Here is a 12551-nt window from a genome sequence, read left to right on the forward strand (position 1 = left end):
TATTAATATTGTTAAATTTATTCATATATCTATATTATTTTAAATATCAGATATATTTATATTAAAATCATTTAGTTCTATACATCTTTATATTCAAGTATATCACCTGGTTTATATTTTAACTCTTTACAAATTGCTTCTATGTTGAAAATCTAATGACTATTGCTTTGTTGTTTTTGAGTATTGATAAATTCAAATTTGTAATACCTACTCTATCTGATAATTCGTTAAGGCTCATCTTTCTTTTAGCCATCATTACGTCTAGATTTACAATGATCAATACAATTTCTCCTATACAGTCAAATCATTTTCTTGTTTGATTTCCATAGCCATTCTAAATACATCACTTAATATAAGAGATAAAATACTTAGAACTAAATATAAGAAAAATATAGGTTTTAAAGAACCATATTGTGTTGACATAATTTCGAATCCTAAATTAGTTGGCTTAGGATAATTTATAATAGCATCTGTAACTCCAACAATAAAAATATAGTAACCAATTCTTTTGAAATAAGTAATATTATTAATGTTAAAAGGATTTTTATCTCTTATTAATTTTAAAATCTTTTTCAACGTAAATGTAATCATAAAATAACTACCAAAAAATATTAATCCCAATATAATCTCTAAAATAATATTTATTATATTTCTATCTGCTGTCTTAAACGCAGAAAAGATTAAAATTATAAAAAGTAATGTAGTAAATACTAATATGATATTAAGAAATCCATTTAAAAATCTAATTCTTTTTTTGTTCTTCATGATAAATCTCCTTTCAATTGTTATATTACATTATATTATACTATATTATTTGTTGTTATTCAATAAATATTTAACGATTTAAAATAATATATGTTCTTATTTATATTTAAGGATATTCTATTAAACAGTTATTATCAGTTAGATCCTTATATGAAAATATCCGGTGATTTCCTACCTTTAAATTCATATTCAAGTTCTCTTTTATGTCTTAAGTACCCTTCATCATCAAAATATTTTGAATTAGTAGGACATCTTTTTATACATGCTCCGCATTTTATACATATTCCATTTAGGATACTTACATCTTCATAATCAATTGAACCCATAGGGCAAATTTCCACACATAGTTTACAATCTATGCATGTATTATTAGTTTTAGGTGTAATCTTTCTTATATCTACTGGGTTTCCTACTTCATCCTTTGGGATATAATATTTTCTATAAGGATGAAGTCCTTTTATATTTAAATCTTTATCTATATTCTTTTTTATTTTATTATATATTTCATCTCCAAAATTTCTAGCAATAGATAAGTCACTAGCATCTGGTCTATTCTTTGCTAAAGTATAAGAAAAACTGTGCTCTCCTATAAAACTTGCAGCAGCTATTACATCAAATCCATTATTACTTAATATATCATTTAACTCTATTAAAGCATCATCATAATTTCTATTTCCATATAGAACTATGGGGATAGCTTTGCTTCTTTTACCTTTTATAGAATTTAAATATTTCAAAAGTACATTTGGTACTCTTCCTGCATATACTGGAATCCCTATTAAAAGTATGTCATTTTCAGAAAATAAAACACTATTTTTTCTTATGTCTGGTAATGTAAAATCAATAGTATCTCCTTTTAATATATCTATATTCTTTAACAATTTTTCGGCTATTTCATCCAACACCTTTTTAGTTGTACCAGTAGCACTAAAATACATTGTATTTAATTTCTTCAAAATTAATCCCCCTTCTAAAATTAAAATATAAGTTCCATTTTTAAATCAGATTCTATGTATTTATTGTTTTCAAAGGCTACTTCTTTAAATCCAATCCTTTTATATAAATCTATGGCGTATTTTAATATATGATTTGAAAAAAGAATAACTTTTATAGCCTTATTTTGTTTTGAAATATATAGACACTTTCTTATGAGTATTTCTCCTATATTTAACCCTTGATATTTTTTAGTTACAGAAAGTTTTACTATTTCAAAGGTATCATCATTAATCTTCATTAATGATACAGTCCCTACTATTTCTTCACCATATTGAGCTAAAAATATAAACCCACCTTTGTCTAAAATAATTTCTTTAGGATTATTTAACATCTTTTCATCTTCTGGTTCTAATAATTTATATTTTTCAAGCCATTCATAAGAAAGTCTTTTTAAATTATCATGATATTTTTCTTGATAATTAATTATTTTCATTTCACTCATATTAAATTCTCCATTCATTGATACTTATAATTATTTGTATATATAGTATATAATAAATAATAGTTATAAAAGTTTATTAGTTTGAAAGTATTTAGTCACATTTGCTCCTCAAGCTTTTATTTTATATCATATTATATCACTTATTAAGTCAGTTTTATATTTGATATTTAACACTTATTATGTGATAATACGATTAGAGAAATTTAATATATAAGAAATAGGAGATAATTATGTTAATTGAAAGAATGAAAGATTTTTATAAAAAGAGTAAAATAACATTTATATTTTTAACTATAATGATAATTTATTTTATATTTATTACTTTAAATGGTGGATCTACAAATAATGAAACACTTGTAAGATATGGTGCTTTATTCCCTCCTTTTATTTTAAGATATAATGAATATTACAGATTTATAACTTCAATTTTTATTCATATAGGAGTTACGCATATATTTTTCAATGGGTATGCTCTGTATATATTTGGACCTCAAATTGAAAGGCTTATGGGAAGTACTAAGTATTTACTTTTTTTCTTATTGACAGGAATAGGAGGAAACTTAGCTACTTTTTTCTTTAATTTTCTTACTTTATCTGCAGGAGCTTCTGGAAGTTTATTTGGATTATTTGGAGCCTTTTTATACTTAATTCATCGTCACAAAAATATGGTTACTCCAGAAGGTAGAAAAAGTATATTAAGTCTTCTTGGAATAAATTTAGCACTAACAATATTTATACCAAGTATAAGTGTTACAGCTCATATTGGGGGCCTTGTTATAGGGTATTTACTTTCTTATGTGTTTATTAAATAATATAATTTTAAATTTAAGGTGATATTTATGAAATATAAAAAAGTTGTAAAAGGAATATTTTTAAAAAGACCAAATAGATTTATTGCTCAAGTATTAATAGATGGAAAAGAAGAAACTGTACATGTTAAAAATACTGGAAGATGTAAAGAATTACTTGTACCAGGAGCTAATATAATACTAGAGGATTGTTCTCATAATAAAAATAGGAAAACAAAATATTCATTAATCGCTGTTTGGAAAAATGATATCCTTGTAAATATGGATTCTCAAGTACCTAATAAAGTTGTCTACGATGCAATAATTCAAAATAACATAAAAAAATTACTTAACTTGAATTTAGTAAAAAGAGAAGTAACATATGGTAATTCAAGGTATGATATATATTTTGAAAATGAAAATGAAAAAGGATTTATTGAAATAAAAGGTGTCACCTTAGAAAATAATGATATTGCAATGTTTCCTGATGCTCCAACTTTACGAGGAACAAAGCATGTACTTGAAATGATTGATGCTGTAAAGAATGGATATAGAGGAATTATATTTTTCTTAATTCAAATGAAAGGACCAAAAGTCTTTAGATTAAATAAAGAGATGGATAAAAAATTTTCTGATGCTGTAAAGTTTGCAAATGAAAAAGGAGTAGAAGTACTTGTATACGATTCTATTGTTACTGAAAATAGTATATCTATAGGATCACAGATTAAAATAGATTTTAATATATAAAAGGCTTTAAACTTCTAATTAGAAGTTTAAAGCCTTTTGTTTGTTACTTTCGTATTAAATTGTTTTGTTAAAGTTAACAAATCAGCATTATTTGAAACTGCTTTAGAAATAAGATGATTATAGTAGGAGTATCTAAATATACCTATTTTATATTTTTTATAACTCTTAAAAGATCACTAAATACTCCATATGCTGTCTGTTCTATTTCTGGATCATGTTCTACTATTGTTAAGTCTCTCATTAAATCAGTAGTTATAGTTACAACTGATGAAGTTCCTTTTATATTTGAATATATATCATCTTTACCTATTTCTTTTGGCTCAACTTTTCCAATAACTTTACCATTTTTTATAGAACCATGACATATAAGTTTTATTACATTTCCTTTTTTATTTACATATTCTATTTGTTCATCTGTAATATCTTCTATTCCTTTTCTTTCTATATCAACAGGTGTTATATTTGCTCCCATAAGTACATTTAAAAGTACTGCAGTCTTTGCTGCAGCATCCCAACCTTCTATATCCATAGCTGGATCTGCTTCTATAAATCCCCTTTTCTTTCCTTCTACTATTACATCATCATATGCTTTTCCTTTTGCTGTTTCTTCTAATATGAAATTTGTAGTAGAGTTTAATATTCCATTTACTTCTGTTACTTTACAAAGATCTAAAGTTTCATCTACAAGATTAAATACAGGTGTTCCATCCATTACTGTTGTTTCATAATAAAATAAGCTGTTTTGTCTTTTGGCTAAATCTCTTAACTCTTCATATGCCCATGCAATTGGACCTTTGTTTGCAGTTATTGCATGTTTTTTTCTATTAAGTGCTGCCTTAATATGATCTATTGCAGGTTGTCCTGTGAAAATTTTAAGAGGTGTTAAATTCCATAATCACATCATAATTTATCTTTTCTGCAATTTCTATTGAATTTAAATTAGAATATCCTTTTCTGACTTCATCAAAATGATTTAAATTACTAATATCAGATAATGCTGATTTTAAATCAATACCATTTTCATCTACCATACTACCTTTGCTATTTGTAACTATTGCAACTACTTTTACATCATATTTATATTTATCTAATATTTCCCCATGTTTATCCATTAGTAATTTTGCAAACGCTTTACCAGCACTTCCAAAACCAAGCATTGCTATTTTTAATTCTTTTGTCATTTTACATTCCCCTTTTTATTTATAGACAGTTTGAAACTTTGTCAGATATATTATAACATTTAATTTAATATATTCTTACTATTTTTAGATAAAATTTACTTTTTCTCTTTTTTGCTTATTATTTTTAAATATTTCATTGCTGGTCCTTCTATTACTTCTCCTTTAGCATTAAAACGAGAACCATGACATTTACAATCCCATGTTTTGTCTCCATCATTCCATCCAAGGTTGCACCCTAAATGAGTACATGATAAATCTAAATGATAAATTTCTCCATTACTATCTTTAAACACACCAATTTTTTTATCATCTTTTTCATAAGTAAGTGCCTCTTATTTTTCTAAATCATCAATTTTTTCTTTAGAAGTAGAGCTACTTGGCTTTTCTTTAGATTTCTCTTGTTGAATCTCTTCTATTTCTGGTATTTCCCTATGAGGATTGAATAATTCTTTATATGGATTGTCTTTCTCTTCAATAGTATCTGCTAAAATTTTTCCGCTTATTGCTGAATTAGCTAATCCCCATTTACTAAGTCCTGTTACTACATATACGTTTTTTCTATTAGGATCACTAAGTCCTACAAAAGGCATTCTGTCTTTTGTTAAGTAATCATGGGAAGAAAAATATGATATAACATCTTTAACTCCAAAAGTTTCTTTTGCAAAATCCACTATAGATTTATATCTTTCGAAATCAGAAGTTCCTGTCCCAAGAGTATGACTTTCTCCACCAACTAACATATATTTTTTACCTTCTACATCTACTGAACGAAATGTCCTTCTTGGATCATCGTGGCTAATATACATGCCACCTGGATATTCATCATCTAATTCATATATAGTAGCAAGAGACATTTCTGGATCCATATTAGTATAGTATTTATCTGGATCATCCACTGGATAATGTGATGCACATATAGCTTTTTTACAATTTATAGTTTTACCTGTTTCTGTTTTTAATGATACTGTTTGTCCATCATTTACCTCTGTAACCATTGTATTTTCATATATAGAAACTTTCATTTTTTCTAATTATTTAAGTACTCCAGATAAAAACATAACTGGATGAAATTCATATTGTTTATGCATCACTATTCCAGCTTCTATATCTAAATCAACAGGTAATTTTTCTACCAATTCTCCATCAATAGATAAATTTTCATAGGCTTTAGCTTCTTTTTTTATATGACTTACTTTAGATTTATCTATAGTATATACATAAGCATCTTGTTCTTTTAATTCACATTTTATATCATGTTTTTTTGCTATATTCTTGATAATCTCAATACCTTCCATATTTGCATCATAATAATTTCTAGCTTTTTCTTTTCCATACCTTTCAATTAACTCATTGTAAATTATATTATGTTGTGCACTTAATTTTGATGTTGTAAATCCTGTAGTTCCATAGATTAATTTTCTTGCTTCTAATAATGTAACAGATTTACCAAGCTTTGCAATTTCGTAAGCAGCAAGTATACCTGCTATTCCACCACCTATAATTGCAACATCTACATATAAATCCTTATCTAACTTAGGATATTCATTTACATGGCTAGTTTTATGCCAAAAGGATTCAGTATGCTTTGGCAATTTTTCACTATTCATAATTAAACCTCCTCTATTAAAATAAGTTCTCTAATTAAGTTAATACTCGAGATTTAGTATTTTAACACTATTAACTAACAAAGGACACTTATTAGATTAGTCTACTTGTTAAGGGGTAAATAGTTTGTGAGGTGATAAATATGAAAATAGTTGTTATAGGTGGGATTGCTGGAGGCATGAGTGTTGCATTTAAAGCAATACGTGAAAACCCAAACTTAGAAATTACAGTATTAGAAAAAGAAGATTATATATCTTTTGGGGCCTGAGGTCTTCCCTATTATATCGGTGATATATTTGATAATATAGATGAAAAGTTATTTTCAAAAACATTAAAAGATGCAAAAGAAAATAATATTAATTTACTCGAAAAACATGAAGTAAAATCAGTAGACTTTGATGAAAAGAAAGTTTTTGTAAAGGATTTGGAAAACTCAAAAGAAAAAGTATTTGATTATAATGAATTGGTAATAACAACAGGAGCAACACCTTTTATTCCAGATATTAAAGGAATAAATTCTAAGAATGTATATACAGTTACTAAACCTTATATAGCTAAGGATTTAAAGGAAAACATAAATAAATATAAAAATATAGCTATAGTAGGAGGCGGATTTATAGGAGTTGAAGTAGCTGAACAACTTTCTAAATATGATCATTTAAATATAAACCTCTATCATTCAAGAGATTATCTTTTAAATGGCGTATATGACAAAAAAGCCGGAGAAGCTGCAAAAAAGGAAATAGAAAGACATGGCATAAACATTCATTTTTCTGAAAGATTAGAAAATGTAGTCTCAGAAAATGAAGTGGTAAAAGAAATTATTACTACAAATAGAAAAGATAAAATAGATGCACTAATTTTAGCTATAGGAGTAAGACCTAATACTCAAATATTTAATAATGGAAGACTAAAGAAAATAAAAAACGGTGCTATTGTAATTGATAAATATGGTCGTACTAATATTGAAAATGTATGGAGTGTAGGAGATTGTGCAACTGTACCACATAAATTTTTAAAAGATGCATATATTCCACTTGGTACTAGTGCTAATAAAATAGGTAGACAAATAGGTATAAATTTATCAAGGTCTAAAGACAATCTATTTGCTTCTTATGAATCATTAGGTAGCAATTCAGTTAAAGTAGGAGATTTAGAATTTGGAACAACGGGACTTACTGAATCTCAAGCTAAAGATTTAGGCTATTATTATGGTATAGCAGAATCTGAGGTTCTTAATAAACCATCATATATGCCTGATTCTTATAAATTAAACTTTAGAATTATATACGAAAAGAATAGTTATAAAATACTTGGAGCTAGAGTTTTTGGTAAAAAAGATGCTGTCCTTCGTTTACTTCCATTTACTACAGCAATTCATTCAGGTCTTACAACAAAAGATTTATCATATTATGATTATGCTTATTCTCCACCATTTTCTCTCTCTTGGGAAGCAGTAAATATTGCATCCTCTGTTGCAAAGTAAATTCAATTACTTTGCAACTTTTTTGACTTATTGATTAAATCAATTATTTTTTATATAATCAAATGGAACCTTACTATCAGGAGGAGATTTTTATGGATAAGAAAAAAGTCAGAAAATCTATTAATGATTTTTATGATGACATAGCAAGTAAAGAAAGAAAAGTAACAGGTGATATAGATAAATTAAATAAGTCTTTAGGTTATAGTGAAGAAGATTTAAAAAACATTCCTGAAGAAGCACAATTAGGACTAGGATGTGGAAATCCTAAGGAGAAGGGAAAGCCTAAAACAGGAGAAATAGTAGCAGATCTTGGTTCTGGAAGAGGAATGGATGTTTTTTTAGCATCAAAATCAGTAGGAGAAGAAGGATATGTAATAGGAATTGACAACAACTATAAAATGATTGAAAAAGCTAGAGATATAGTTGATAAAAAAGGCTTTAAAAATACAGAATTTAGATTAGGTGAAATTGAGTATATACCTATAAGAGATAATTATTTAGATCTACTTATGTCAAACTGTGTAATCAATTTATCAACTGATAAAAAACAAGTTTATAGTGACATTTATAGAGTATTAAAACCTAATGGAAGAATAAGCATTTCAGATATATTATTAAAAAAAGAATTACCAGATGAAATCAAAGAAGATCCAAATGTACATGGAACCTGAGTAGGTGGTGCAATATCTCTGGAAGAGATAAAAGAAATTTTAGTTAATACTGGTTTTAAAAATATAGATATAAAGTTAAATGAAGTTACAGATGAATATGCAAGAAAATGGGGATATGGTTTAAAAATAAAAGAATATATTGGAAATGGAGAAATTTTAGCTTATAAATAATAGGTAGTTTCATAACAAATTTGTTATGAAACTACCTATTTTCTAAATTAATTCTAATTAAATTTCATTGCCATATTTCTTTGTTCATTTGTCCATCCTAACAAACCACCAGTATGAATAAATAGAATATTTTTATACTTATCAAAATTTCCACTTTCAATTTCACTTACCATACCTCGGAATGCCTTTCCTGTATATACAGGATCAAATATAATCCCTTCTAATTTTGCCATCTCACAAATAAATTCTATTTCCTCTGATCTGCTTAATGCATATCCATCTCCTACGTATTCATCTTTAATAATTATACGATTCTCGTTAATTTTTTCTTTAATAATTCCATCTCTTTTATACATATCTATTAAAATATCTTTTATATCTAGAGTGAACTTTTCACTAGATTCCGATACACTAAATCCTATTATATCTTTTGGATTTTCTATAGTTTCATTAGCATAACATAGTCCAGCATATGTACCACCTGACCCGACAGTAACTATAATAGCATCAAATTCTAAACCTAATTCTTTTTCTTGCTTTATAATTTCTTTAATATTTTCCGCATAACCTAGAGAACCTACAGCATTAGAAGCTCCAATTGGAATAATATAACCCTTTTTACCATTGTGACTTATTTCTTTATTGATTTCTTCCATTTTTTCATCTACTGCAACATCTGGAGTGGTGTAATGAATATTTGCTCCTAACATATTAGAAAGAAAAATATTTCCTTCAAAATCATCTGGCTTTTCACCTTTAATAACTAACTCACAATTTAATCCAAGCTTTGCACAAACTGCAGCTGTTGCTCTACAGTGATTTGATTGAATAGCACCAGCTGTGATAATTGTATCACACCCTTTTTCAAGTGCATCACCTAACACAAATTCTAGTTTCCTTATTTTATTTCCAGAAACCTCTACTCCAGTAAAATCATCTCTTTTTAAATATATATTTATACCATATTTATCACTTAGATTATTTAATTTTTGTATAGGTGTTGGTAAATTTGCTATGAAAACTCTACTATGATCCATGACAAAACCTCCTTATTTAAAATATATTTATAAACACAAAAAGAAATCTATGAATATTATACTTTTTAAAAAAGCTTTAGTCCAATAGATTTCTTTTCATAATTATTGATTATAAACTTCAAGTTTTTTAGAAGATTTATTTAATATTATTAAAATTGTAATGATTCCAGTAGCTAGAAGGATATGACCTATCCCAGCAATTCCACTAATAGATTTATCAAATGCCCTACTATAATTAGAACCTAAAACTTCTGTAACACCTCTTACAATAAATACCCCAAGAGTTATATGTAGACCTAGATTATATGTAATATTAAACAACTTAAATCCTTTAAAATTACTCATATTAAGCTTTGATTCAAATAGAGAGAGTATCATAAAAAAGAACATTCCTAAAGTTAATATATGCACATGTAAATATGCTAAAGATGTACCTCCATCTACTCCATTGAATTTAGTAAATTCTCTATAGAAAACACCTGAAATTAGTCCAAGTACAGCATAGTATATTGCAATTTTTATATATTTGTTCATTGTTTTTCACCTCCATAAATATAGTAATATATACATACCCTGATATTAGATTATTAAAAAATTATTAAATAAAAGATGAACATAGTTTAAACTGTATCAGATGTTTAAACTATGTTCATCTTACCTTTATTCCCATTTAGGATCATTAAAATTTTCTGGACTTCCTATCCTACTTGCTTCTTCTTCTGAAACTATATGACTTGATATGCCTTTTCTATCATAATCTTTAACTATATTTATAGCACTATGTCTTGACATAGGTTCTGAAAACTCTTTGTCTGTTATAACTACATATTTCTTATTCATACTTTTCACCTCTACTATAAATTTATATTTTATAGTATGTGTTAAAGTTAAGAAATAAATACTTTGTTTTTATCATCTACTCCCACTCTATTGATTTAACAATCTATTTATATTTATTTGTTTATTTATCAATGCTTTCAGTTTATTAAAATTGTTTGAAAACATTATAAATATTATCTATTGTTTGCAAAATGTTTGTAAATTATATTTTAAAGTTATCATATGAAAAATTATCATTTAATGGTTCTAAATGAGGTTCAAAAAATCTTTTAATTTCTTCTCCCTTTTCCATATAACAAGAAAAAAGATAGTCAATTTCTTCTGTACTGTATTTATAATTTCTTCTATTAGATAATCTGCTAATAAGAATAAGATTTTGTAATATTTTGTTTAAACGTTGCTCTGCTAATTTTCTAAACTTTTGGTTCTTTTTATTTCCTCCTATATTTGAAACACTAAATTTAAAATTCAATTTTTCATTCGCAGGCTGATAAGTGTTATTTGAAAAAAAATCTTTTATCTTTTCCCCTTGTTCAAAATATACCGAAAATAATTCATTAATTTCCTCTTTTGAATATGTGTAGTTAGTGGTGTTTGATAAATTGGCTATTAAGTTTGCTGTTTGATATATCCGCGTCATTCTCTGCTCTGAAAGTTTAATAAATTTCAAGCTTCTATCCTCCATCATTTTTTATCACTCCTTTTAATTAATATTACCATAAATCCTCTATATACTCAAAATAATATTCAAATACTTAAATAAATAAAATAAATATTAAATAATATTGTATATGTATTATAAGTATGTTATACTTGTTATAAGCTTATAGAGTTGATTATATAGCAATATAACTAATTATATGTATTTTGATACTCTATATTAATTAATAATCTATAATTTATAGGGATAAATTAAAAGGAGGAAAAGCAAATGAGCAAAATTAAAAAATTGGAAGAAATAGAAAGAAAGGAGAGAGAAAAGAGAAATAAATTAATAGAATCAGTATATGCTATAAATTTTCCAGATGAAGTGGAAGATTATTCAGAAGAAATAAATTATATTGAGTATTTAAAAAAACATAGACAATATATGAAAGAATTATTTAAAAATAATGATTTCTATGATTTTGAAGAAGAGAAAGTTAATAAATTACAAAATATTGAGGACATTACATTAAAACTTATGCTTTATGAAGCTAATACAGATAAACATAAGGTTTTTGGTAATAAAATGATGAAATATATTGCTCTTCTTGAAAATTATATATTTGGAGAACATGAAGCTGATTAATCAGCTTCTAAATCTCTTAATAAAAATTAAAATATAGGAGGTGATACTATGGAAAAGTTACCAGTAGCAAAACATTTAAATGATTTAGAGTATAAATTTCTATTAGAAACATATGCAGAACATAATTCAAGTATGGATTTTGAAGATAGAAAAAATCACACTTTATCAGATATCACAAAAGTAGAACGTAATATCTCTGAAAATTGTTTAAACGTCTATTATAATGATGGAAATTGGTGGCACTACACCCCTAATAAAACATGGTATTGATTTTAAAATTAAATTACAAGGAGGATTATTATTATTATGAAAACACATGAAAGGTATGTAAAAGAATTTCATAAACATGATTGGAAAAAAGCATTGGAAAATTCAGAAGAAGATTTCCGAAGATATGTAATTCACGCAGCTAAAAAAGATAGTGATAGTTATAAAAAATTCAATGATTTATTTAAGAAGAAATATGGTACAAGAATTAATTATCCTACTTATTGCAGATTAGTTGCTACAGCAGTAGTAATGGGATATTAA

General features: G+C 26.1%; 17 protein-coding genes and 3 pseudogenes. 8 read left to right on the forward strand and 12 right to left on the reverse strand.

Annotation, left to right across the window (positions count from 1 at the left end; all coding sequences use genetic code 11):
* Nucleotides 1-77: 77 nt before the first annotated feature.
* The 4 genes and pseudogenes from D3Z33_RS10615 to D3Z33_RS10630 form a co-directional block, all read right to left on the reverse strand.
* Nucleotides 78-256: pseudogene (locus tag D3Z33_RS10615) on the reverse strand (helix-turn-helix domain-containing protein).
* 35 nt (nucleotides 257-291) lie between these two features.
* On the reverse strand, nucleotides 292-765 hold the full coding sequence (locus tag D3Z33_RS10620) for a DUF2975 domain-containing protein (protein ID WP_160197741.1): 474 nt from the start codon (nucleotides 763-765) through the stop codon (nucleotides 292-294).
* Between the two features lie 146 nt (nucleotides 766-911).
* Nucleotides 912-1724 carry an EFR1 family ferrodoxin gene (locus D3Z33_RS10625; RefSeq protein ID WP_160197860.1) on the reverse strand — a complete coding sequence of 271 codons (813 nt, stop codon included), beginning with the start codon at nucleotides 1722-1724 and terminating at the stop codon, nucleotides 912-914.
* 17 nt (nucleotides 1725-1741) lie between these two features.
* Nucleotides 1742-2203 carry a GNAT family N-acetyltransferase gene (locus D3Z33_RS10630; RefSeq protein WP_160197742.1) on the reverse strand — a complete coding sequence of 154 codons (462 nt, stop codon included), beginning with the start codon at nucleotides 2201-2203 and terminating at the stop codon, nucleotides 1742-1744.
* Between the two features lie 230 nt (nucleotides 2204-2433).
* Between D3Z33_RS10630 and D3Z33_RS10635 the strand changes: the two genes are divergently transcribed.
* Nucleotides 2434-3015 carry a rhomboid family intramembrane serine protease gene (locus D3Z33_RS10635; RefSeq protein WP_160197743.1) on the forward strand — a complete coding sequence of 194 codons (582 nt, stop codon included), beginning with the start codon at nucleotides 2434-2436 and terminating at the stop codon, nucleotides 3013-3015.
* 27 nt (nucleotides 3016-3042) lie between these two features.
* Nucleotides 3043-3738 (forward strand): DNA/RNA nuclease SfsA, encoded by a 696-nt coding sequence (gene sfsA / locus D3Z33_RS10640; protein ID WP_160197744.1) that lies wholly within the window; start codon nucleotides 3043-3045, stop codon nucleotides 3736-3738.
* A 142-nt stretch (nucleotides 3739-3880) separates the two neighbouring features.
* On the opposite strand, the gene D3Z33_RS16745 is transcribed toward sfsA, so the two are convergent.
* The 4 genes and pseudogenes from D3Z33_RS16745 to D3Z33_RS16755 form a co-directional block, all read right to left on the reverse strand.
* Nucleotides 3881-4450, reverse strand: coding sequence for a hypothetical protein (locus D3Z33_RS16745; protein ID WP_243153485.1), 570 nt, complete (start codon nucleotides 4448-4450; stop codon nucleotides 3881-3883).
* A gap of 160 nt (nucleotides 4451-4610) precedes the next feature.
* Nucleotides 4611-4919 carry a hypothetical protein gene (locus D3Z33_RS16750; RefSeq protein ID WP_243153486.1) on the reverse strand — a complete coding sequence of 103 codons (309 nt, stop codon included), beginning with the start codon at nucleotides 4917-4919 and terminating at the stop codon, nucleotides 4611-4613.
* A gap of 95 nt (nucleotides 4920-5014) precedes the next feature.
* Nucleotides 5015-5224 (reverse strand): annotated as a pseudogene (locus tag D3Z33_RS10650) (Rieske 2Fe-2S domain-containing protein); the annotation flags it as partial.
* A gap of 27 nt (nucleotides 5225-5251) precedes the next feature.
* Nucleotides 5252-6526: pseudogene (locus tag D3Z33_RS16755) on the reverse strand (NAD(P)/FAD-dependent oxidoreductase).
* Nucleotides 6527-6666: 140 nt separating this feature from the next.
* Here D3Z33_RS16755 and D3Z33_RS16970 point away from each other — a divergent pair.
* The 3 genes from D3Z33_RS16970 (at nucleotide 6667) to D3Z33_RS10670 (ending at nucleotide 8681) form a co-directional block, all read left to right on the forward strand.
* Nucleotides 6667-6792 carry a hypothetical protein gene (locus tag D3Z33_RS16970; RefSeq protein ID WP_278044677.1) on the forward strand — a complete coding sequence of 42 codons (126 nt, stop codon included), beginning with the start codon at nucleotides 6667-6669 and terminating at the stop codon, nucleotides 6790-6792.
* Between the two features lie 36 nt (nucleotides 6793-6828).
* Complete coding sequence (locus D3Z33_RS10665) at nucleotides 6829-8010, forward strand: FAD-dependent oxidoreductase (protein ID WP_347561262.1); 1182 nt, start codon at nucleotides 6829-6831, stop codon at nucleotides 8008-8010.
* A 92-nt stretch (nucleotides 8011-8102) separates the two neighbouring features.
* On the forward strand, nucleotides 8103-8681 hold the full coding sequence (locus D3Z33_RS10670; protein WP_201750503.1) for a methyltransferase domain-containing protein: 579 nt from the start codon (nucleotides 8103-8105) through the stop codon (nucleotides 8679-8681).
* Between the two features lie 224 nt (nucleotides 8682-8905).
* Here D3Z33_RS10670 and D3Z33_RS10675 read toward each other — a convergent pair whose 3' ends face one another.
* The 4 genes from D3Z33_RS10675 to D3Z33_RS10690 all read right to left on the reverse strand — a co-directional run bounded on the left by D3Z33_RS10675 (nucleotide 8906) and on the right by D3Z33_RS10690 (nucleotide 11399).
* Nucleotides 8906-9889, reverse strand: coding sequence for a D-cysteine desulfhydrase family protein (locus D3Z33_RS10675; protein WP_160197749.1), 984 nt, complete (start codon nucleotides 9887-9889; stop codon nucleotides 8906-8908).
* A 102-nt stretch (nucleotides 9890-9991) separates the two neighbouring features.
* Nucleotides 9992-10423, reverse strand: a complete 432-nt coding sequence (locus tag D3Z33_RS10680; RefSeq protein WP_130806027.1) for a DUF2871 domain-containing protein — start codon at nucleotides 10421-10423, stop codon at nucleotides 9992-9994.
* A 126-nt stretch (nucleotides 10424-10549) separates the two neighbouring features.
* Complete coding sequence (locus tag D3Z33_RS10685; protein ID WP_160197750.1) at nucleotides 10550-10729, reverse strand: hypothetical protein; 180 nt, start codon at nucleotides 10727-10729, stop codon at nucleotides 10550-10552.
* Between the two features lie 202 nt (nucleotides 10730-10931).
* Entirely contained in the window at nucleotides 10932-11399 is a 468-nt protein-coding gene (locus D3Z33_RS10690; protein WP_160197751.1) for a hypothetical protein, read from the reverse strand.
* Between the two features lie 261 nt (nucleotides 11400-11660).
* On the opposite strand from D3Z33_RS10690, the gene D3Z33_RS10695 reads away from it, so the two are divergent.
* Genes D3Z33_RS10695 through D3Z33_RS10705 form a run of 3 tightly spaced genes read left to right on the forward strand, consistent with a single transcriptional unit; the run spans nucleotide 11661 to nucleotide 12551 of the window.
* The gene (locus D3Z33_RS10695) at nucleotides 11661-12020 is read left to right on the forward strand and encodes a hypothetical protein (RefSeq protein ID WP_160197752.1); all 360 of its coding nucleotides are present in this window, start codon (nucleotides 11661-11663) and stop codon (nucleotides 12018-12020) included.
* A 48-nt stretch (nucleotides 12021-12068) separates the two neighbouring features.
* Nucleotides 12069-12290, forward strand: coding sequence for a hypothetical protein (locus tag D3Z33_RS10700; RefSeq protein WP_160197753.1), 222 nt, complete (start codon nucleotides 12069-12071; stop codon nucleotides 12288-12290).
* 36 nt (nucleotides 12291-12326) lie between these two features.
* Nucleotides 12327-12551 carry a hypothetical protein gene (locus D3Z33_RS10705; protein ID WP_160197754.1) on the forward strand — a complete coding sequence of 75 codons (225 nt, stop codon included), beginning with the start codon at nucleotides 12327-12329 and terminating at the stop codon, nucleotides 12549-12551.

The organism is Senegalia massiliensis (genome assembly GCF_009911265.1).
GTDB classification, from domain to species: domain Bacteria; phylum Bacillota; class Clostridia; order Tissierellales; family SIT17; genus Anaeromonas; species Anaeromonas massiliensis_A.